At 37.7% G+C, this 20,947-nt stretch carries 20 protein-coding genes; 1 reads left to right on the plus strand and 19 read right to left on the minus strand.

What is annotated here, in order from left to right:
* Positions 1–26: 26 nt before the first annotated feature.
* The 17 genes from ACTNEP_RS10010 to ACTNEP_RS10090 form a co-directional block, all read right to left on the minus strand.
* A complete protein-coding gene (locus ACTNEP_RS10010) occupies positions 27–1,322 on the minus strand; it encodes a methyl-accepting chemotaxis protein (protein WP_441161782.1) in 1,296 nt (431 codons plus the stop codon).
* 29 nt (positions 1,323–1,351) lie between these two features.
* Positions 1,352–1,912: a low molecular weight protein arginine phosphatase gene (locus tag ACTNEP_RS10015; protein ID WP_441161784.1), complete on the minus strand. Its 561-nt coding sequence runs from the start codon at positions 1,910–1,912 to the stop codon at positions 1,352–1,354.
* 50 nt (positions 1,913–1,962) lie between these two features.
* Complete coding sequence (locus ACTNEP_RS10020; RefSeq protein ID WP_441161785.1) at positions 1,963–2,511, minus strand: manganese efflux pump MntP; 549 nt, start codon at positions 2,509–2,511, stop codon at positions 1,963–1,965.
* 87 nt (positions 2,512–2,598) lie between these two features.
* Entirely contained in the window at positions 2,599–3,618 is a 1,020-nt protein-coding gene (locus tag ACTNEP_RS10025; protein ID WP_441161786.1) for an L-threonylcarbamoyladenylate synthase, read from the minus strand.
* Positions 3,619–3,815: 197 nt separating this feature from the next.
* On the minus strand, positions 3,816–4,247 hold the full coding sequence (locus ACTNEP_RS10030; RefSeq protein ID WP_441161787.1) for a hypothetical protein: 432 nt from the start codon (positions 4,245–4,247) through the stop codon (positions 3,816–3,818).
* Between the two features lie 59 nt (positions 4,248–4,306).
* A complete protein-coding gene (gene spoIIR, locus ACTNEP_RS10035) occupies positions 4,307–4,903 on the minus strand; it encodes a stage II sporulation protein R (protein ID WP_441161788.1) in 597 nt (198 codons plus the stop codon).
* A gap of 217 nt (positions 4,904–5,120) precedes the next feature.
* The gene (gene prmC, locus ACTNEP_RS10040; protein ID WP_441161826.1) at positions 5,121–5,975 is read right to left on the minus strand and encodes a peptide chain release factor N(5)-glutamine methyltransferase; all 855 of its coding nucleotides are present in this window, start codon (positions 5,973–5,975) and stop codon (positions 5,121–5,123) included.
* Between the two features lies 1 nt (position 5,976).
* Positions 5,977–7,044: a peptide chain release factor 1 gene (gene prfA / locus ACTNEP_RS10045; RefSeq protein WP_441161789.1), complete on the minus strand. Its 1,068-nt coding sequence runs from the start codon at positions 7,042–7,044 to the stop codon at positions 5,977–5,979.
* Between the two features lie 71 nt (positions 7,045–7,115).
* Positions 7,116–7,727 (minus strand): thymidine kinase, encoded by a 612-nt coding sequence (locus tag ACTNEP_RS10050; protein WP_441161790.1) that lies wholly within the window; start codon positions 7,725–7,727, stop codon positions 7,116–7,118.
* A 353-nt stretch (positions 7,728–8,080) separates the two neighbouring features.
* A complete protein-coding gene (locus tag ACTNEP_RS10055) occupies positions 8,081–8,326 on the minus strand; it encodes a type B 50S ribosomal protein L31 (RefSeq protein WP_441161792.1) in 246 nt (81 codons plus the stop codon).
* A gap of 126 nt (positions 8,327–8,452) precedes the next feature.
* Positions 8,453–9,745 (minus strand): transcription termination factor Rho, encoded by a 1,293-nt coding sequence (gene rho / locus ACTNEP_RS10060; protein ID WP_441161793.1) that lies wholly within the window; start codon positions 9,743–9,745, stop codon positions 8,453–8,455.
* Positions 9,746–10,412: 667 nt separating this feature from the next.
* Entirely contained in the window at positions 10,413–11,699 is a 1,287-nt protein-coding gene (locus ACTNEP_RS10065; RefSeq protein ID WP_441161795.1) for a UDP-N-acetylglucosamine 1-carboxyvinyltransferase, read from the minus strand.
* Between the two features lie 316 nt (positions 11,700–12,015).
* On the minus strand, positions 12,016–12,870 hold the full coding sequence (locus ACTNEP_RS10070) for a class II fructose-bisphosphate aldolase (protein ID WP_441161796.1): 855 nt from the start codon (positions 12,868–12,870) through the stop codon (positions 12,016–12,018).
* A gap of 182 nt (positions 12,871–13,052) precedes the next feature.
* On the minus strand, positions 13,053–13,412 hold the full coding sequence (locus ACTNEP_RS10075; protein WP_441161798.1) for a response regulator: 360 nt from the start codon (positions 13,410–13,412) through the stop codon (positions 13,053–13,055).
* Positions 13,413–13,693: 281 nt separating this feature from the next.
* Entirely contained in the window at positions 13,694–15,292 is a 1,599-nt protein-coding gene (locus ACTNEP_RS10080) for a CTP synthase (protein WP_441161799.1), read from the minus strand.
* 733 nt (positions 15,293–16,025) lie between these two features.
* A complete protein-coding gene (rpoE, locus tag ACTNEP_RS10085) occupies positions 16,026–16,529 on the minus strand; it encodes a DNA-directed RNA polymerase subunit delta (RefSeq protein ID WP_441161800.1) in 504 nt (167 codons plus the stop codon).
* Between the two features lie 113 nt (positions 16,530–16,642).
* Entirely contained in the window at positions 16,643–17,230 is a 588-nt protein-coding gene (locus ACTNEP_RS10090; protein ID WP_441161802.1) for an AAA family ATPase, read from the minus strand.
* A 131-nt stretch (positions 17,231–17,361) separates the two neighbouring features.
* On the opposite strand from ACTNEP_RS10090, the gene ACTNEP_RS10095 reads away from it, so the two are divergent.
* The gene (locus ACTNEP_RS10095; RefSeq protein WP_441161804.1) at positions 17,362–18,504 is read left to right on the plus strand and encodes a phospholipase D-like domain-containing protein; all 1,143 of its coding nucleotides are present in this window, start codon (positions 17,362–17,364) and stop codon (positions 18,502–18,504) included.
* A 329-nt stretch (positions 18,505–18,833) separates the two neighbouring features.
* Here the strand turns inward: ACTNEP_RS10095 and argS are convergent, their stop codons facing one another.
* Both argS and ACTNEP_RS10105 read right to left on the minus strand, forming a co-directional pair.
* Positions 18,834–20,501 carry an arginine--tRNA ligase gene (argS, locus tag ACTNEP_RS10100; RefSeq protein ID WP_441161805.1) on the minus strand — a complete coding sequence of 556 codons (1,668 nt, stop codon included), beginning with the start codon at positions 20,499–20,501 and terminating at the stop codon, positions 18,834–18,836.
* Positions 20,502–20,514: 13 nt separating this feature from the next.
* Positions 20,515–20,943, minus strand: a complete 429-nt coding sequence (locus tag ACTNEP_RS10105; RefSeq protein WP_441161806.1) for a DUF1934 domain-containing protein — start codon at positions 20,941–20,943, stop codon at positions 20,515–20,517.
* Between the last annotated feature and the right edge of the window lie 4 nt (positions 20,944–20,947).

Raw genomic sequence — 20,947 nt, forward strand, 5'->3', positions numbered from 1 at the left:
AATGCTCCTTTTTTTAAAAGTATTGTTTAGCTTAGCTTAAATTGCTCGATCTTGATTTTCAAGTTTTGTGCTTGTTTATCGAGTGAAATCGCCAATTCTTCTAAATCTTCCGCAAAATTTGCCTGTTCTTCAACCGTTGCCCGCATTTCCTCTGCACCAGCAGAGGTTTCTTCTGCAATGGCCGCAACATTTTGTGACTTTGCTTGTGTTGCTTCAATTTCTTGTAATTGGTTATCTACAAGCTGTGATATTTCTCCGATAGCAGAGGCAACCTGAAGTACGGACTCCGACATGTTATCAATAACTTCATTCGTTTGCTCACCTTTTTTCACTTCTCCACGTGTTTCATCTACATGTGTACGCATATTATCTACTACCAGTTCGACATCTTTTTGCATATCCTGAATCAAATTAGATATCGTTTGAACAGCTTCTGAACTTTGATCCGCTAATTTTCTTACTTCTTCTGCCACAACTGCGAATCCTTTCCCCTCTTCACCAGCCCGAGATGCTTCAATTGAAGCGTTCAGTGCTAATAGATTCGTCTGTTCACTAATCTCCCCTACGAGGGAAATAACGTTTTCGACTTCTTTCGCCTTCTGAGACAATCGATTCACATCATTAAGCGCATGATCCTGCTTATCTGCCATGATGGTGATACCTGTGACTAATTGACTAATAATATTTTTAGATTCATTTAGCTGCTCCACCATCTCATTTGATTTATGCTGTGAATCTTCTGCTTTCTTGTCTACTTGGGTAGCAAGATGAGTGGAATTTTCCACAGCCTCTGCCGTTTGCTGAATAGCTTCAGAAGTTTCTTCAGAACCTGTCGAAATTTGGCTAATCGTGTCTTCTAAAACATCTGTATGTTCTTTTGATTTAGAGGCAACCTCTTTCATTTTATGTACAGATTGAGATGTTTCTGTCGCATGACTTTCAATCTCCGTTAGCACCGTTCTCAATTGATATACCATTTTTTGAAAAGCAAGTGTTAATTCACTAATCTCATCGCCCTTTGTTTTCGGTTGCTCAATCTCGACATTTAAATCTCCGTCTGCCACTTTTGTTGCCACACTTTTCAATTTGTTAAGTGATTTTGTAATAAATCCGGCCGCAATGAAAGCTAGAATACCTGACCAAATAATCCCTAATGTTAAGGTGCCTAGTACATACCATATTTCTGGTATATGGACGAATTCCCTTATTACTCCTGATAACACATAAATAAAAAACGCACTAGTAGAGTAGGTGATAATCGCTAGTAACGTAGTAAATATTACCAGTTTTATTCTGAGATTTACCCCTTTTTTTGCTTCCATTTGACTTCCTCCTCAAAAAACATGACTTTTTATCTATCTTTATTTTCCAACTTTTTGACTAATAGTGCAAGATAATTATCTAATTCTTCATAAGTTTTTTGATAAGTCATGTGATTGCCGCCAAATGGATCGGTTATATCAACATCTTGAACGATTTGCTCCAGTTTATTTATTTTACTTAACAGCGTTTGATCTGGTTCACTTCCAGTTAATTTCGCTTCCTCTAATTGAGCATAAGATTCTTTCAGGTTATTCCAAGCCATTTCGTAATCAGGATTGGCATACTCTTTTAATGTATATATTTTCTCCGTATCTGACGGGTACTGTTGTTTTAATAGATCACGATGATTTTGGGTCATCGTTAAAACTAGCTCTGCCCATTTCATCAATTTCTCCGTAACTGGTTGGGACTTATGGTCAGATGAGATACCTTCCTGTTGTAACACTTTTGTTGTCCCGTCAGAAGCAGGCAGCCCTTCACCGGCAAAAATACCAGCAGATTGAACATTATGCGCTGTTTTTTGTTGCATGATCGCCTGAGCCATTGGACTGCGACATGTATTACCCGTACACACAAACAAAATATTCATGTAGTGCTTCCTCCATTTTTTATGATACTACTTCTTATTATATCACATTATCAGAATAGTACATGAAGGCCAAATCCAAAGAGGATAGCACCTCCTAGCAACTCACTATAGGTTCCTAATAAATGATGCGTTTTACGGCCAATTAGTAATGCTATCCAGGTTAATACAGTGCTAAAAAGGCCAAACATAGTAATTGCGAAAACGGTCGCCACTCCAGAAAGGCCCAAGGATATTCCTATCGAAAAACTGTCAAGGCTTACACTAAAAGCAAACATAATTAAGCCAAAGCCTACTGGTGCTAAAACTTGGCTATCTTTTTGCCAAAAGGTTTGGAACATCATTTGAAATCCTATCGCACATAATAATAGACCTGCTGCTAAAATAGCAATCCCTTCTATTTTACTGGATAATACCGAACCTAACACCAACCCAATAGTAGGCATAATAATATGAAAAGTTCCGACCACCACTCCGATCAAGAAAATCCTCTTTAAACGTATTTCTCGCATACCTATACCTAATCCTACGGAGAAAGCATCCATTCCTAAGGCAAATGCCATACATATAATTGATATAATTTCTACAATTGATGTTCCCATCCGAAAAAAAGCCCCCTTCGCCCTTGAACAAAACAGGTGGGACATTATCCATGTCCCCTTGTCCCATTCTTATGCTTGGGGGGGTAGTTATATGTTTCTGTTTTGGACGTGCTGGTTAGTAGCAGCTTTCGTTAGGCGATTCATGATAGCATCACCGATCCCTTCTTTCGGATAGGTTTCAGCTAAGATAACGTCTACGTTGGTACCATTAAAGTATCTTAACGCATAGTACAGATTGGCGGCAACTTCTGCTAAGTTCCCTTTGTTGCCACAGGAATAACTACTATCTGCCTGGAGCTGATCTACTAACGGCCAACTGGCGATGATACCGACTTTTTTTCCTTTTTGTTGATAACTATGGATATGATGTTGGAAAAAGGTGTGATCGCCATCAATTAATATTAATGGAGCATCCGGCTTATAATGATTATATTTCATCCCCGGTGATTTCGGTTGACTTTCTTTAAGGGAACCTGTTAGTTCTACTTGACCAACTACTTTCTCTATGTCCTGTTTAGTCACGCCACCAGGTCTTAAAATAACTGGTATATCACCTGTTCCATCCACCACTGTTGATTCCAGACCAACACCTGTCGCTCCACCGTCTATAATACCAGCAATTCTGCCTTGTAAATCTTCATACACATGATCGGCAGTAGTCGGGCTCGGTTTGCCCGAAAGGTTGGCACTTGGAGCAGCAAGGGGTAAGTTCGCCTCTTTAATAAGTGCTTGACCGATTTCATGATCAGGAACCCTGATTGCCACTGTATCCAGGCCTGCTGTTACGGTATTTGCTACAGTACCGTTACTTTGAAGAATAATCGTAAAAGGTCCAGGCATAAAATGATCGATTAGTGTTTGGGCCATGGTGGATATCTCCGTTACATAATGTTTTATCTGACTTGAATCATGTACATGGACAATTAACGGATTATCGGAAGGGCGCCCTTTTGCTTTAAAAATTTTTGCTACTGCTGTTTCACTCGTCGCATCTGCACCTAAACCGTATACTGTTTCCGTAGGAAATGCTACTACTTCCTGATTACGCAATAATAGAGCAGCCTTCTTTAATGAATGTGTGCTTGCACCAAATTTTTCTGTTTTCATGTTATCCCTCGATCTAGATTTATTCTAACGTTATTATGAAGTTATCAAGAAAATTGTGCAAGCACCTTTTCTTATCAACAAGTTTTTCCACATCTTTTAATAAAAATGTGCACAACACAACTATTTATACACATTTCTATTCACAAAATAGTGTAGGTTAACAAAAGCTTTCTAGTTATACACAGCATTATGCACATTTATATTAAATTCTGTGTATAATCCCCTCTTTTATCCACATCTTCTAATGAATTTCTCCACCAGGAAGCATCTAATGATTCTTCTACAGCTAGATCTGTCGGTTGATAGCCTAATTGTGTTAATAACTCATTGAGAACATCTGTTTTGCTGTGGATAATCAAGGATGTTGCTCCATAGCTCTGCGATAATTTCTCCGCTGTTTGAATGATGGTAACGGGAAGTAGCACAGATCCCGTTCTTTTCATAATTAAGCTGCGAAGCCAATAAGCGTACCGATCAACAGGAATAAGGGAGAAAAAGGCAGCCGGTTTTCCTTGTTTGTAAAGGAAATACCCGTACTTTTTCATTTCTACTTCTTCAAATGGTACCTTCTCATCAAAAAAAGCTTCAAATTCCTGTTGCTCCATGTCTTTTGTCGGTTTTAATTCCATCCTCTCACCTCTATCATTTCGTCTTACTATTTATCTATGACAAAATGATAGATTTATGATTAATTAAACCATTTTAAAAAGAAAAATGTATATTCTACTTCCTCTTCTTCTGATTTTTTCTCCTCTTTGTCTTCCTTTTCTTGCGCTTCATCATCTTCGGCTGCTTGTACAGTTGTTCCAAATGAAAAATCTAAAAAACATAATGGTGGAAAAACGACACACCACCAATTGGATCCTTCTGCCTCCCCTAATGTAATGAGGATTGCTTCATATTCACCAGCAGGGTACAAATAATTATCATATAGCTTCGTCGGAAATTGGACATCTTTACGGTAATCAACCGTATATTCAACGCCCTCTTCTACTACTGTATCCTTCACGATTTGATCGATATCATCTATCCGAGAGGAGATAAGTTGTCTTGCCTCGTCAATATCGTCCATTTCCTCCACCCATTTGGTTACTTCTTCATTAACCGCATCTCTAACAGCATGTTTCAGTGCTTGATCTTTCTCATCGTCACTATTCGCTAAGATCCTTAATCGGATCGCTTCATCAGGAATGACTTGATAGGATTGTTCATTACTAGTTACCTTTTGTGGAAAAAATCCAATAATTAACACCATTAGTACAGTAAATAAAATAAGCTTCCGCATTTTTAATCCCCCTGTAATTAGCTTTTGCTAGTCACAGTGTGGTCAATAACGAAAACTTTTAAACTTTTAATCTATTATTTTTTTAAATGAAATGATTCCTCTCATTTTTTAAAAGGATTTTTGCAAGAAATGAGCTAGTTGCTTCTGTTATCTCGTCAACAGAAGCAACTAGCTCAACAAGAAAAAGGAATATCCAGCGACGGACTAGGTGTTATTTCTATGTTAGTGCCCTTATTATTCGATCTTTTCCATTGATATCTTGGAAAAGGCTTATGGAGCTATCGGGAAATTGATCTTGAATCAGCTTGGTAACAGCTTCTGCTTGTGTGTGACCAATTTCGAAGAAGATCATGCCGTTTTTGTGTAACACCTTCGTCGCCTGATCGATAATTTGTTGATAAGCAGCTAATCCATGTTGATCCGCAAATAATGCCATTTCTGGATCAAAGCTTTTTACCGTTTCTGATAGACTGTCCGCTTCCTCATATGAAATATAAGGAGGATTAGAGACGATGATATCTACTTTCTTTCCTTGATCCATTAAAGGCTCTAAAAAATTGCCATGATAATAGGTAACGTTTGCTTCGTGTTTCTCTGTATTTTTTTTGGCTACTTTTAATGCTTCTTTAGAAAGATCCGTTGCAAGCATAGTTACTCGTCTATTTTCCCATTCTTTCGCTAAACTTATAGCAATAACACCACTGCCTGTTCCGACATCTACACAAGTAAAATCGGACTTATCCACCGTTTCGGTTACACGTTGGATAAGTTCTTCCGTTTCTGGCCTTGGAATCAACACATGGTTATTAACAATGAAATGGCGACCGTAAAATACTTCGACACCTGTTACATGTTGTACTGGAATTTTTGTTTCGGCATGCTGTTCGATTAGTTGCTGGTAATTCTTCCATTTCTCTTTTGCCATCGGTTCCTGTAAATGAACAAGCAGGTCGGTTTTGGACCATTCCATAATGTGCAAAAGCAGTATTTCTGCCACTTTCGGTTCACAGTTATGTTTTTGTAAAAAAGAAGAAGCCCATTTCAGGGCCTCATGTACTGTCGTTATCTGCATATCATTCACCGATTTCTTCCATTTTCTTCGCTTGTTCTTCGATGATCAGTGCATCAATTACTTCATCCAGCTTACCTTCTAAGATTTGATCAAGCTTTTGAATAGTCAGACCAATGCGGTGGTCTGTGACACGATTTTGCGGGAAGTTGTACGTTCTGATTCGCTCTGATCTATCTCCAGAGCCAACAGCAGATTTACGTGTTTGATCATACTCCGCTTGTGCCTCCTGCTGGAATTTATCATAAATACGTGCTCGTAAAACTTTCATCGCTTTTTCTTTGTTTTTGATTTGAGATTTTTCATCTTGAATCGATACAACAATTCCGGTTGGCTCATGTGTCAAACGAACAGCAGACATCGTGGTGTTTACCGATTGCCCGCCAGGACCGCTAGACGCAAAAGTATCAACGCGAATATCCTTTTCATTAATATCAACTTCGACTTCTTCCGCTTCTGGCATGACGACTACGGTTGCCGTTGAGGTATGAATACGTCCTCCAGATTCCGTTTCTGGTACGCGTTGTACACGGTGCGCACCATTTTCAAACTTTAATTTAGAATAGGCGCCATTTCCATTAATCATGAAAACAACTTCTTTAAAGCCACCAACACCTGTTGTATTGGAATCCATCACATCAATTTTCCATCCTTGAGATTCCGCATAACGGGAATACATTCGGAATAAATCACCTGCAAAAAGTGCTGCTTCATCCCCACCAGCTGCTCCACGAACTTCCATGATAACGTTTTTGTCATCATTCGGATCTTTCGGTAATAATAAGATTCTCAAACGCTCTTCTAATTCTTCTTTCTGCTCGGAAAGCTCTGAGATTTCCATTTTTGCCATCTCACGCATTTCATCGTCATCATCTTCGAGCATTTCCTTTGCATCACTTAATTGTGTAGTGACATCTTTATATTCACGATAAGCTGTAATCACATCTTGAAGGTCTGATTGTTCTTTCGAATATTCTCTTAATTTTTTGGAATCATTAATGACTTCCGGGTCACTTAATAATTCATTTAATTTATCATAACGTGCTTCTAACGATTCTAAGCGATCTAACACGTTCTTCACCTCTTTCTCCGATTAGCAAAAACTTCACTATAATACAGTATATTATAAAATAACGGAGACCGTCAAAATCTGCTATAAGCTTTTAGTTTACTTTTCGGGTGATTCGGAACCTGATGATGATGTCTGCACCTTGGTTCATATGCCTCTTTTGCACCAACTAAAATAACGGGATCGTCATAGGAAGCTGGACTGCCATTAATTAACCGTTGGGTTCTACTTGCCGGTGAACCACAGATAGGGCATACTGCATTTAATTTTGTCACAAATTCACTGATGGCTAAAAGCTGTGGCATCGGTCCAAACGGTTCACCTCGAAAATCTGTATCCAATCCGGCGAGGACAACACGATGGCCTCTGTCAGCTAACTCTGACACAACGTTAATAATCTCATCATCAAAAAATTGTACTTCGTCGATTCCAATCAGATCAATGTCTTCCGTAATATCTTGTAAGATGTCAATTGCTCGTTCAACTGGTTTTGCTACCAATTCTGATCCATTATGAGAAACGACACAATCGTTTTTATAACGATTGTCTATTTGCGGTTTATAGACAGCGACGGTTAGGTTCCCGTATGTTGCTCGTCGTACTCTTCGAATTAATTCTTCTGATTTACCCGAAAACATACTTCCGCATATTAGCTCAATCCAACCGTCCTGCTTCATAATGTGCATGATAATGTTGCCCCTTCCAGAGTTTTGGTTCTCTATATTTAAACATTTTATCACGGTGTTCATCATCCGTAAAAATTCCTATTCATGGTCTACCAAAGCAATGGGAAATTCAAGAGGAAGCAAGTGTGCTAACTAACAACTTGATCCGTTTCTTTAACCCTCATCTCCTCTGGTGTGAAGTCCCACTTTCTCTTCTATTTCGTGATAATATGTAATAATCTTTCCTAGAAAGCATTTCCTGTTTCCACAGTATGAGCAGAAACATCCAATAAAAAACAGGCAAATTTTTGGTACATTTGCCTGTTTCAAGGATTTGTATCCTGTTATATCTTCGTACAATGAAAAAATACCAATTAATTAATGTTGTATTTTTTCTTGAATCGGTCAACACGACCACCGACTTTATCAGCTTTTTGCTTACCTGTATAGAACGGGTGAGAAGCTGAGCTGATTTCCACACGGATTAATGGGTAAGAGTTACCGTCTTCCCATTCAATTGTCTCTTCAGATGTTTTGGTTGATCCGCCTAGAAATTTGTAGTCAGAGCTTGTATCAAGAAAAACAACTTTGTGGTATTCTGGATGAATTCCTTTTTTCATGTCTGTCCACTCCTTTTGCCCTGAATCCTTAGGAAACAGAGTTAGATTCATGCTCGATAAGCATTTTTGTCATACAGAAGAATTATAACAACCTATAGTAAGGTTTGCAAGGGTATTTTATTATTTCTATCCATTAACAGGTTTCTTCGTACCTTTGCGCTTCATTTCTTCTTCAAGTACAGATAAAAACTCTTCATTACTTTTTGTTGAACGTAATTTACGTAAAAATCGTTCTAAGAAATCTGGAGAATCCTGCATGCTCTTTCGAATCGCCCACATTTTCTCGAGATGATTCTTCGAAACAAGTAATTCTTCTTTTCTTGTACTAGAACGTAAAATATCAATTGCCGGGAAGATACGACGTTGAGCTAAATTCCGATCCAAGTGTAATTCCATGTTACCTGTTCCTTTAAATTCTTCATAGATAACATCATCCATACGGGAACCAGTCTCTACTAGTGCTGTTGCAAGAATAGTGAAACTTCCTCCATCTTCAATATTTCTGGCAGCACCAAAGAACCGTTTCGGTCTATGAAAGGCTGCCGGATCAATACCACCGGATAACGTTCTTCCACTTGGTGGGATAACAAGGTTATAAGCACGCGCAAGACGTGTAATACTATCCATAAGAACGACGACATCCTTTTTGTGCTCAACAAGTCGCATCGCACGCTCTAACACTAATTCAGCTACTTTGATATGATTTTCCGGTACTTCATCAAACGTAGAGCTGACAACATCCACATTCTCATCAACAGAACGCTCAATATCTGTTACTTCTTCCGGACGTTCATCCACTAACAAGATAATCAATTTCGTGTTTGGATGATTTTTCGTAATACTATTTGCGATTTGTTTAAGTAGCATTGTTTTACCGGCTTTAGGTGGTGCTACGATTAAACCACGCTGTCCGTAACCAACAGGGGTAAGTAAGTCCATTATCCTTGTCGAAATCAGTTTTGTATCCGTTTCTAAATTCATCAATCGATCAGGATATAGTGGGGTTAAAGCTGGAAAGTGAACACGTTCTTTTGCTGCTTCTGGATCCTCTCCATTTACAGCATCCACATGTAACAGTCCATAATAGCGTTCATTTTCTTTCGGCGGACGCACCTTACCTGATACTTTATCACCATTACGCAAATCAAAGCGACGGATTTGTGATGCAGAAATATAAATATCCTCTGCACTTGGTGAGTAATTAATCGGTCGTAAAAATCCGAATCCTTCCGTCGGGATAATCTCTAATATACCATCCATAAAAAGATAGCCGCTTTTTTCTGCTTGCGCTTTTAAAATAGCAAATATTAGTTCTTTTTTTGTTAATTTCGCATAATAAGATACTTTGAATTCTTTTGCTTTTGCATAAAGTTCTTTTAATGTCATTTGTTCTAATTCAGAAATTGTTACTTCACTCACAAGATCACCACACCTATTTTTTTAATATGTTTTTCCATCTTCATGTAATTTTCGAGATTAACAGTTTGTAGATTTATAAACGTGGGGAAGTCAATCAATATAACTAATTGATCTTTCGTTCTGGTTATCTAAGTTGTATCTATCAATGGTCAATCAGTAATGGAAACTCAAGTTGGAGTACCGAGATCGCTTGAAATCTCAAGAAGAGTATGAGATGGAAGCACCTTCATCCGCATGGTAACAGGATGATATGGAAGAACCCAAATAATTGGTATAATTGAGTTATTTATATTCTTTCTATATAGTACATGGTTACAACTATATATTCAACTAATTTTTATGAAAAAGTGATTTTTTTGTAAATTTCTTGTGAAAAGTTTGGTAAAACTCCATTTATATACTTTTTATTATTAGTTGTGGTTACTACAAACTGGTGAAAATTCTCTTTAACATTACTTTCGACCGATCTGGTTTTGGGCGATTGTTTGCATGTGCTAGTGAAGTGATCTAATAATTGGAGGAATAGAACTTGAGAGAATATTTTCTATGGATTTCTACTTACATGGATAGAAAACTATGCTAGCGCAGTATTGGGCCATAGCGTATGACAACTGCTCAACAAAATTCAGAACGAAAGAAAGGAGAGGCTTTATGGGCCTCTCTTGGATTAGGAGTTTTGAAACTGTTGGATTTCTTGTTCGGTCATTTCTTCACGCCACACTCGGGCACCGAGCTCTTCTAATTTCTCCGTTAAATTGGCGTATCCTCTATCGATATGTTCTAATCCGGTAATCTCTGTGATACCTTGGGCCATCAAGCCGGCAACGATAAGGGATGCCCCTGCTCTTAGATCACTTGCTTTTACTCTTGCCCCTTCCAATGGAGTAGGGCCATGAACAATAGCAGAGCTTCCTTCTACTTTAATCTGTGCATTCATTCTGCGAAGTTCATCGATATGTTTAAATCGTGCCTGGTAAATAGTATCTGTGACTATTCCTGTACCTTCCGCCTTCGTTAACAACGCTGTAAAAGGTTGCTGTAGATCCGTAGGAAAACCGGGATGTACTAAGGTCTTGATATCCACACTTTTGAGTCCATTTCCTTGATAGATGAGCAACTGCTCTTCCCCTTCTTCAATATGTACACCCATTTCCCTCAACTTTGCCAACAGTGGTTCAAGGTGCTGTGGAATAACGTTATCAATTAATACTTTTTCTCCCTGAGCAGCCGCCATTATCGTATAGGTACCTGCTTCAATTCGATCAGGAATGATGGTATGCATACATCCGCTTAACCGCTCTACACCATCAATACGAATAACATCCGTTCCAGCACCTTTAATTTTTGCACCCATACTGGTTAATAATGTCGCTACATCGATAATTTCCGGTTCTCTTGCCGCATTTTCAATTACAGTACGTCCTTTTGCTTTTACCGCAGCAAGCATAATATTGATCGTTGCCCCTACGCTAACAACATCAAGATAGATTCGTGCTCCTCTCAATTCTTTAGCACGTAAATAAATAGCACCCTGTTCATTCGTTACAGTTGCACCAAGTGCCTCGAATCCTTTTATATGCTGATCAATTGGTCTCGGTCCCAAATAACAACCACCAGGTAAACCGATAACCGCTTCCTTAAAACGCCCCAGCATTGCGCCCATAAAATAATAAGAGGCTCTCAATTTTTTCACACGACCATTTGGCAGGGGCATTGCTGTCATAGGAGCAGGATTAATATGGATCGTCTGTCCTTTCCGCTCAACCGTTCCACCAATTTCTTCTAATAAAAAGCTTAATGTTTCTACATCCGAGATGTCTGGCAAACCTTCAATACTTACTTTTGAATCCGCTAATATAGACGCTGGTAATAACGCTACCGCACTATTTTTCGCACCACTAATACGGACCTTTCCATTTAACAAGTGACCGCCCTCTACAAGCAACTTCTGCATATATTTTTACCTCACTTTCAAGGATTCCTGTACCTTAAGAACAAAATTGCTATTATAATCCTAGTCTGTACTAAAACTGCCAAAATTATGTAACCAAAAATAAACTTACAACCATTATATCTTATTTCCAATCGATTTAAAAACATAAGATTAGGACAGATGATTTATATTGAAGACGATCACTTTTGGAAATTTACTATCAACTTTTAGGGATTACTATCAATTTCCCATGATTTATTCTCGACTTCCCACTCCATGGTTTTTTAATGCATGTAAAAAGCCACACTCTTTTAATGAGTATGGCTTAATCATTATTTTATGCTTTACCGGAAGAACCAAATTCACGCATTTTTCCGATTACTGTATCTTTAATCGCGTCGCGACCAGGTCCTAAGTATTTACGCGGGTCAATCATATCTGGGTTCGCTTCTAATACTTCACGAACTACTTTAGTTTGTTGGATTTGGTTTTCTGTGTTTACATTGATTTTAGATGTACCAAAAGAAATTGCTTTTTGGATATCTTTCACTGGAATACCAGTTCCACCGTGAAGTACTAATGGTACACCAGCTACAGTGTTGATTTCTTCCATTTCTTTGAATCCTAAGTTTGGCTCTCCTTTGTAAGGACCATGAACAGAACCTAATGCTGGTGCAAGGCAGTCAATACCTGTACGATCAACTAGCTCTTTACATTCATTTGTGTCAGCATAGATGATGTCACCTTCTACATCATCTTCTTGTCCACCAACAGTACCAAGCTCAGCTTCTACAGACACACCGTGGAAGTGTGCTAACTCTACTACTTTGGATGTTACTGCTATATTTTCCTCGAATGGATCGTGTGAAGCATCAATCATTACAGAAGTGAAACCTGCGTGAATTGCTTTAGCACATGCTTCAAAACTTGAACCATGATCTAGGTGGATTGCTACAGGCACTGTTGTACCTTGTGCTTCCATTGTTGCCTTAACCATTGCTACTACTACATTAAATCCACCCATGTAACGTCCGGCACCTTCTGATACACCTAGGATTACGGGAGATTTTTCTTCTTCAGCAGCTTGAAGAATAGCTTGGACATACTCTAAGTTATTAATATTAAATTGACCTACAGCATAGCCATTCTCATTTGCCTTAATAAGCATTTCTTTCATCGAAACTAATGGCATAATTGCTCCTCCTTTAAGGTATGTATATACAATTGTTTTAACAATCGATCTATGTATGAAAGATTGCATCCATTAATAGAATACCAATTCCGTCAAAAAGGTGCAACAAAACAATCGACAGAAAACGCTTTATTCGTCAAATTCCCGATAATTACCATAAAAAAAGAGAGAATTCTAAGCAATTATTCCAAAATATTCTTTACCAATATTCTAATTTCATTTAATTGAAAAGGTTTTCCAAGCGTTTTTCTAACGGATTTTAGATTTTGCACATCATCTTCTGCTTTTTCTGGCAAACCACTCATCATAATAGTGGGGATAATAATATTATCCTCTTCCAACTTTTTAACTAAAGTTGGACCGTCAATGATTGGCAACTTATAATCTAGCATGATCAGATCAGGTTTGTTGTCTATAATGTTGTCTAATGCTTCCTTGCCATTCACAGCTGTCTCTACTTTATACCCTTCTTGAGTAAGTACTTCTTCTAATAAAAGCCTTATACCGATTTGATCATCTACTACCAATACTGTTTTATCCATTTTTTGCCAGCTCCTTTTATGTTTTTCTATTTTATATCTATAGTTGCTTGATTAATTTGGCATAAATTGCGATTTAACATCTATTTGTTATAAGTCCTTTTTCTTATAGTTCGATATGATAAACGAAAATCCTGCAATATTCGTAGTATTTTATAAATTTTGTTCTTTTGTCAAGTAGAATAATGGCAAAATTAACCTATTTGTCATATTAAAAAACGTCATAGTGCTGCACTATGACGTTTTTTTAAAAGGAAGTATTTCTCTAATTTTCTGATCCACATTTACTTGTTTACAGTGGCGTTAATAAACCCGTTAAACAGCTGTTGTGGACGTGTTGGTCTAGATTTAAATTCTGGGTGGAATTGCGAAGCAACGAACCATGGATGATCGCTAAGTTCGATTGTTTCTACTAACTTTTCGTCAGGACTTGTCCCTGAAAAGATGAATCCGTTTTGTTCCATGTCATCTCTATATTGATTATTGAATTCAAAACGGTGACGATGACGTTCATATACAACATCTTCATTATTATACGCTTCTTTTGTTTTCGTTCCATCTTTTAATCGGCATGGATACAGACCTAAACGTAATGTTCCTCCTAGATCTGATACATCCTTTTGCTCTGGTAACAAGTCAATAATTGGATGTGGTGTATTTGGATCAATTTCAGCTGAATTTGCCCCTTCTAAGCCTAATACATTTCGCGCGAACTCAACAGTTGCAAGCTGCATACCTAAGCAAATTCCAAGGAAAGGTAATTGATTTTCACGAGCAAAGCGAATGGCTTCAATTTTACCTTCAATACCACGATCACCGAAGCCACCTGGTACTAATAAACCATCAACATCAGCTAATTCATCTGCCACATTTTCAGCATTCACTGCTTCCGCATTGATCCATTTTATATCAACGTCCGCATCATGGGCAAAACCTGCATGTTTTAAAGCTTCTACAACGGAAATGTAGGCATCAGGTAATTCAACATATTTACCAACAAGTGCTATTCTGACTTTTTTCGAGAGATTCAATACTCTTTCTACTAATTGGTTCCATTCTGTCATATCTGCCGGCCCACAATCTAACCCAAAATGATCACATGTTAATTGATCCAGTTTTTGTTCTTGCATCGCTAAAGGAATATGATAAAGGGTATCTGCATCTCCAGATTCGACTACGGCCTTTTCATCAATATCACAGAATAATGCGATTTTTTCTTTCATTTCCTGGCTAATTTCATGTTCTGTACGCAACACAATGACATCAGGTTGGATACCCAAAGAACGTAATTCTTTCACACTATGTTGCGTTGGTTTTGTTTTTAATTCGCCTGCTGCTTGAATATAAGGAACTAACGTACAATGAATATACATGACATTCTCTTTGCCGATATTACTTTTGATTTGACGAATTGCTTCAATAAATGGTAATGATTCAATATCACCGACCGTTCCACCAATTTCGGTAATCACGATATCAGCATTTGTTTGCTTGCCTGCCTGGAATACTTTATCTTTAATTTCGTTCGTGATATGTGGAATTACTTGAACTGTTCCACCTAAATAATCACCACGTCGCTCTTTTTTAATAACAGTGGAATAAATTTTCCCTGTTGTGATGTTACTGTATTTATTTAAGTTGATGTCGATAAAACGCTCATAATGACCTAAATCCAAGTCTGTTTCGGCACCGTCATCTGTTACGAACACCTCACCATGTTGATAAGGACTCATCGTTCCTGGGTCAACATTGATGTAGGGGTCGAATTTTTGAATGGTTACTTTCAATCCTCGGTTTTTTAAAAGGCGACCTAGAGAGGCTGCTGTAATTCCTTTTCCAATTGAAGAAACAACACCGCCAGTTACAAAGATATATTTTGTCACGCTGTATCCCTCTTTCTTTTGTAATTGTTCTATCTTTAACTTAGTATTCTGTATTTTGTGTGTAGTAGTCATACTAAGCTTGATGAAAATGGTTCACTCCAATAAAAAGTGCTTAACTTTACGTTAGGGAAATATCCTTACTTTCTGCGAACAAATCAGCATCGTTTCCCGAAAAAATCGAGCGTGATGCAGGATCTCAAAATCAGTTCCACTAAAGTATCGTATATCTCCCCTTGCCGGTGCAAAATATAATTATAATCATCATTGCTATTCAAAAAATAAAAAGCGCTCCCCTTGAGCAGGGGAACGCTGTGTATTTTCCGTTAAATTATGGAGCCCAATAAAAATTTTACTCAGAAGCTTGTGGAAAGTCAAGTATCCTTTGAGAGATATTTTTATTTCATGATTGCCTTAAATCTATTGACTATATTTTCTACTGTAAAACCATACGCTTTTGCTACTTTCTTCAGCTTGGTTCCATGATTTTGTTGACGTTGGTAGCTTTTGTCTAGTTAATACTATTAGATGTGGTCTATCGATACTTTCTATCGCTAAGCGAAACCATTAGGGAATGGAAAACAAAGAGAGGGATTTATGGCGTATTAAGGACTACAGAGCCCGTGGAACGAGATTGTATCACGATTACGCTACTTCAGAATATGGCTTAATTAGTGGACAATACAATGGAAATAAAACTATACGTGAATCTAGATAAAAAAAGAGGATAAGTAAATTACTTATCCTCTTCTTCATCAAAATCATCATCCACTTCATCATCAAGACTGGTATCATCAAAATCAAAATCATCATCGACAATATCATCTGCTTCCAGATCTTCTTCATCGAAGTCAACTAAATCTTCATCACTAATAATGGTTTCATCGAGATCTTCGGTTTCATCCAGTACTTCAACTGGTGCTTTCTTCTTCGCTTTTTTCTTTTTCTTCTTTTTCGGTACAGGCGTGATATCCTCATCAATTTCTTCTACCGGATACCATTTTTTTAATCCCCACAGATTGGAGCCCTTTGTCATAAAGCGACCATCTATGTTCAAATCCGTATAAAATTGCGCAATGCCTGTATCTTTTTCTGATTCAGATAGTTCTTTTAATTCAGCAACCCGATCAAAAATTTCTCGAAAATTCATTGCTTTATTTTCTTCTTCTAAAATTAACGTTGCAATATCAATCATTGCCATTTCATCTATTCTTTCCTTTGTTAAGTCCTTTACACTCACGCTCTAGCACTCCTTTTTATCTAATCTATATGTAAAGAAAATTCATGACTGGTTAAGATCTACCATCATATTATATGGCTTTGTTTATTGAATTGCAACAATCTTTAAGGAAGCTATTTTTTTAGAAAAGATATCAACTTTTGAACCTTTTCTTCCGTTAAATCACCAGAGTTATCAAAAATTTCGATATTTTCTTTTGGAATATCCCAATTAATAGTCGGAACAAAATCTACTCTTGTCTCATAAGAATCCCAATTCTCTAGCTTCCATGTATCCCGATCTGTTCCACGCTCTTCTATTCGTTTACGTTGTTGCTCAATATCCTGAAGGGTCACAACTACCACTTTCACGTCCACTTCTTCTTTCGTTTTTCCACTTGTTGTAATTACTTCTTCAATCCACTCTTTATTTTTCAGTTCAGCTGTGAAAGGTGAAATCATAAAAACATTTTGTCCAACACGTAAGTTTTCAATACATATATCTTTGGTTGTATCATACTCTAAGTCCCGAAGGTTTTCTTTATAAAATTGGGAATCTCGATCTTTTGGATCTAAATCATTCATCTCAAGAAATCGTTCAACAAAACGTCCTCCAACTGTATCTCGATCAAGAAATGCACATGGAATATGGGCCGAAACTTTCTCTGCCACCGTTGTTTTACCTGTCCCTGCTACACCTACAAAAAACACTAATTTTTGCATGACTAACACCTCTTTTATTTGTCTGTTCCTTCTATATGTTAACTTATTATCAGAAAAAACGCATCCATTATGTTGATGATGATTTTACCCTTTTTTGGGTATAGTAACAAGAAAGAAATGAGGGAAAATAAATGCTTTGGATAATCATCTTATTCATTCTTTTACTGATTATAGATTTCCAGCTTGGACGGACGCTTGTTGCAAAACGTAATGAAAGTCAGCGCTGGCAGACAACTACGGAGGAAATAGAAGTATATGCTGATGGGGATCCATTGTTTAAGGCAATGCTTGCTGATATAGAGAAGGCAAAAGAATCCATCGATATCCAGTTTTTTATTATTCGTAATGATCGAATTAGCAACGAATTTTATACGTTACTTGCCCGCAAGCATGCTGAAGGTGTGCAAGTTAGACTATTGGCAGATTGGGTGGGCAGTTTTAATTTCCGTAAAAAATGGCTTGAGCAAAAGATATTTATCGATAAATTAAATGCACCGCGATTTCCTTACTTTTATCACCTTCAACAACGAAATCACCGGAAAGTACTTGTAGTGGATCAGAAAATTAGCTATCTTGGTGGCTTCAACTTAGGGGATGAATATGTTGGCAAGGATGTTTCACTGGGAAAATGGCGAGATTATCATTTGCGGATGGTTGGAGAGATTGGAAAAGTCATGCAGGAAAGCTTTGCTAATGATTGGGGAGAAACAAAGAGTCCAGCCCGACTTTCTCCAACTGGAAATGTAAAGGTACTAGCGACAGAGGGCGACGTTTTGGAGAAGGAAATGCTACGTTATATCGAGAACGCAAAACAATCCATTGAAATCGGCTCCCCTTATTTTGTACCTACTCGTAAACTTGAAGAGGCACTTGTCACTGCACTTAAGCGAGGGGTTAATGTAACGATATTAATCCCTGCGAAAACCGACCATATGCTGGCAAAAGCAGCTGCAATCCCCTATTTAAAAAAGATGAAAGAACATGGAGCAACTATTTATTTATATAAAGATGGCTTTTTTCACGGAAAGGTTATCTTTTTTGATAAGAAAATCTGTGATGCTGGCACAGCTAATTTCGACCGCAGAAGCCTCCAATTAAATCAGGAATTAAATATAATTGTGTATGATGATCACCCTATTTATCAGAAAATGCGTAACGTCTTTGAGCATGATCTCCGTTCCAGTAATGAAATGACAGACACGTGGATAGATCATCAACCATTAACTATCAAAATTTTAACATGGGTCTCTATCCCCTTGCGTGATTTGTTGTAATTTAAGCTTTTTTTAAGTGAGTCTCCCTTGAGTGAGAGATTGACGATCAATTAGTACCTCATAAATAAGATATTCAACAAATCCTCTCTGGGCAGCTCTTGATTTGTCGATTATATTCAGATATTCAACAAATCTTCTCCACACAGCTCTTGATTTGTTGATTATAATCGGATATTCAACAAATCTCCTCTACACAGCTCTTGATTTGTTGATTATAATCAGATATTCCACAAATCTTCTCCGGGCAGCTCTTAATTTGTTGATTAAATCATCAAAAAAGGCTATCCCTATAAGTTTTTTATTAAAACTTATGGGACAGCCTTTCTTTACTACATACTTTCCGGTGCGTGAACTCCAATTAGTTTCATTCCGTTTGCGAGTGTGATGCGAACTGCTTCCATCATGGCTAGTCTTGCTTTTGTGCCATCCAAGTCATCCTCGTTGATTACTTTTTCTGCATTGTAAAAGCTGTGCAAGTTTGCTGCAAGGTCAAAGATGTACTGTGTAACCCGATGTGGTGTACGATTTTCCGCTGCATCTGTAACAATTTGTGTAAATTCACCGAGCTTTTTCAATAAATCTTCCGCTTTTTCGGACTTTAAGTAACTTGCATCATAGCCTGTATAGTCAATTCCTTTTTCTTTTGCTTGCTTCAGCATCGTACAAATTCGTGCATGAGCGTACTGCACATAGTACACAGGATTTTCATTGGATTGTGATTTAGCTAAATCCATATCAAAGTCTAAATGTGCGTCTGCTGAACGCATGACGAAGAAATAACGCATTGCATCAATGCCGACTTCTTCCATTAATTCTCTTAACGTTACGGCCTTACCAGTACGCTTACTCATTTTAATCTTCTCACCATTCTCGAAAAGATTAACCATTTGAATGATTTCCACTTCCAATGTATCTGCATCATAACCCAACGCTTGGATAGCAGCACGCATTCTTGGAATGTAGCCATGATGGTCTGCACCCCAAATATTAATCAGCTTATCAAAACCACGGTCTAATTTATTTTTATGATAGGCAATATCTGGTGACAAATACGTATAAGAACCATCATTTTTAATTAAGACACGATCCTTATCATCACCGAAGTCAGTAGTGCGGAACCATGTGGCACCATCTTCTTCATAGATATAACCTTTTTCTTTTAGTACTTCAATTGCTGGAACAATTTTTTCCTCTTCATATAATGAAGTTTCCGAGAACCAATTATCGAACGTTACACGGAATTGTGCCAAATCGTTTGCCAGCTTATCCAATTCAAATTTTAAACCATATTCACGGAAAAAGGATAGCTGTTCTTCCTCTGATTTATCCAGCAACGATTCACCATATTCCTTCGCCAATGTTTCTCCAATTCCAATAATATCAGCACCATGATAGCCATCCTCCGGCATTGGATAGTCTTTCCCTAGTGCTTGCATATAACGTGCTTGTACTGATAAGGCTAGGTTATTGATTTGATTACCCGCATCATTAATGTAATATTCTCGCTGCACCTCATAGCCCGCTTTAGCTAAAATATTGCATAATGCATCACCAACGGAAGCACCTCTAGCATGACCTAGGTGCAAATCACCTGTTGGGTTAGCCGAAACAAACTCCACTTGGATTTTTTCACCTTTACCAGCGTTTGAAGCTCCGTACGCTTCTCCTTGCTCCAATACCGTTGGAATTAACCTTGTTAAGTATTGATTATCGATAAAAAAGTTAATAAAACCAGGTCCTGCAATATCCACATTTTTAATCGATGCTTTTGATCGATCCAATTGAGCTACAATATCTTCCGCAATTTGGCGTGGTGCTTTTTTAGCTACTCTAGCCAGTTGCATAGCGATATTTGTTGCATAATCACCATGTTCTTTATCTTTTGGTTGTTCGAGTACTACAGCAGGAACTTGTTCTTCCGTTGCCAATTCGGCGGCTAGTACAGCGCGTTTAATTTCCACTTTTAACTTTTCCTGCATCTCCTGCATCACGTTCATACAATAACCTCCATTAATCTTCTTTTTTTACCAAAATCGTTAAGCGGTGACGTCTCGGTGTTTCACCATTCAAACTAGTTTGATAACTGATAAATAATTTGCCATTCTTCTTATTGCTAGGTGGTTGGTATAAAATTTGATCTGTTTGCGTCTCCATATGCATGGTACCAAATTGATGACGATAAACATTTTCTGTTACCTGTTTTTTCTGAAATTTTTGCAGCATCGATACGGCACCAGATCTTTTAACACTCACTTTGTCTGGCTGTATCGTAATAAAGGAATCAGTCTGTTCATTGTTCTCGTTTGTTTCACTAAATTTCAAAACCGTTGTATCCTCTTTTTCTAATAACTGCCCTTTCTCTTCGACAACTGTCACTTCCTTATTTCCAAGATCCATAATTTCCATTGTCATCTTGATAGACACGGGTGATTTCTTCACGTTA

It is taken from the genome of Gracilibacillus sp. HCP3S3_G5_2 (assembly GCF_052063305.1).
Lineage (GTDB): Bacteria > Bacillota > Bacilli > Bacillales > Amphibacillaceae > Gracilibacillus.

Excerpts from the sequence above, each read along its gene's own strand:
- ACTNEP_RS10010 (WP_441161782.1), bottom strand. The coding sequence starts at position 1,322 with ATGGAAGCAAAAAAAGGGGTAAATCTCAGAATAAAACTGGTAATATTT.
- ACTNEP_RS10015 (WP_441161784.1), bottom strand. The coding sequence starts at position 1,912 with ATGAATATTTTGTTTGTGTGTACGGGTAATACATGTCGCAGTCCAATG.
- ACTNEP_RS10020 (WP_441161785.1), bottom strand. The coding sequence starts at position 2,511 with ATGGGAACATCAATTGTAGAAATTATATCAATTATATGTATGGCATTT.
- ACTNEP_RS10025 (WP_441161786.1), bottom strand. The coding sequence starts at position 3,618 with ATGAAAACAGAAAAATTTGGTGCAAGCACACATTCATTAAAGAAGGCT.
- ACTNEP_RS10030 (WP_441161787.1), bottom strand. The coding sequence starts at position 4,247 with ATGGAATTAAAACCGACAAAAGACATGGAGCAACAGGAATTTGAAGCT.
- spoIIR (WP_441161788.1), bottom strand. The coding sequence starts at position 4,903 with ATGCGGAAGCTTATTTTATTTACTGTACTAATGGTGTTAATTATTGGA.
- prmC (WP_441161826.1), bottom strand. The coding sequence starts at position 5,975 with ATGCAGATAACGACAGTACATGAGGCCCTGAAATGGGCTTCTTCTTTT.
- ACTNEP_RS10050 (WP_441161790.1), bottom strand. The coding sequence starts at position 7,727 with ATGCACATTATGAAGCAGGACGGTTGGATTGAGCTAATATGCGGAAGT.
- ACTNEP_RS10055 (WP_441161792.1), bottom strand. The coding sequence starts at position 8,326 with ATGAAAAAAGGAATTCATCCAGAATACCACAAAGTTGTTTTTCTTGAT.
- ACTNEP_RS10065 (WP_441161795.1), bottom strand. The coding sequence starts at position 11,699 with ATGCAGAAGTTGCTTGTAGAGGGCGGTCACTTGTTAAATGGAAAGGTC.
- ACTNEP_RS10070 (WP_441161796.1), bottom strand. The coding sequence starts at position 12,870 with ATGCCATTAGTTTCGATGAAAGAAATGCTTATTAAGGCAAATGAGAAT.
- ACTNEP_RS10075 (WP_441161798.1), bottom strand. The coding sequence starts at position 13,412 with ATGGATAAAACAGTATTGGTAGTAGATGATCAAATCGGTATAAGGCTT.
- ACTNEP_RS10090 (WP_441161802.1), bottom strand. The coding sequence starts at position 17,230 with ATGCAAAAATTAGTGTTTTTTGTAGGTGTAGCAGGGACAGGTAAAACA.
- ACTNEP_RS10095 (WP_441161804.1), top strand. The coding sequence starts at position 17,362 with ATGCTTTGGATAATCATCTTATTCATTCTTTTACTGATTATAGATTTC.
- argS (WP_441161805.1), bottom strand. The coding sequence starts at position 20,501 with ATGAACGTGATGCAGGAGATGCAGGAAAAGTTAAAAGTGGAAATTAAA.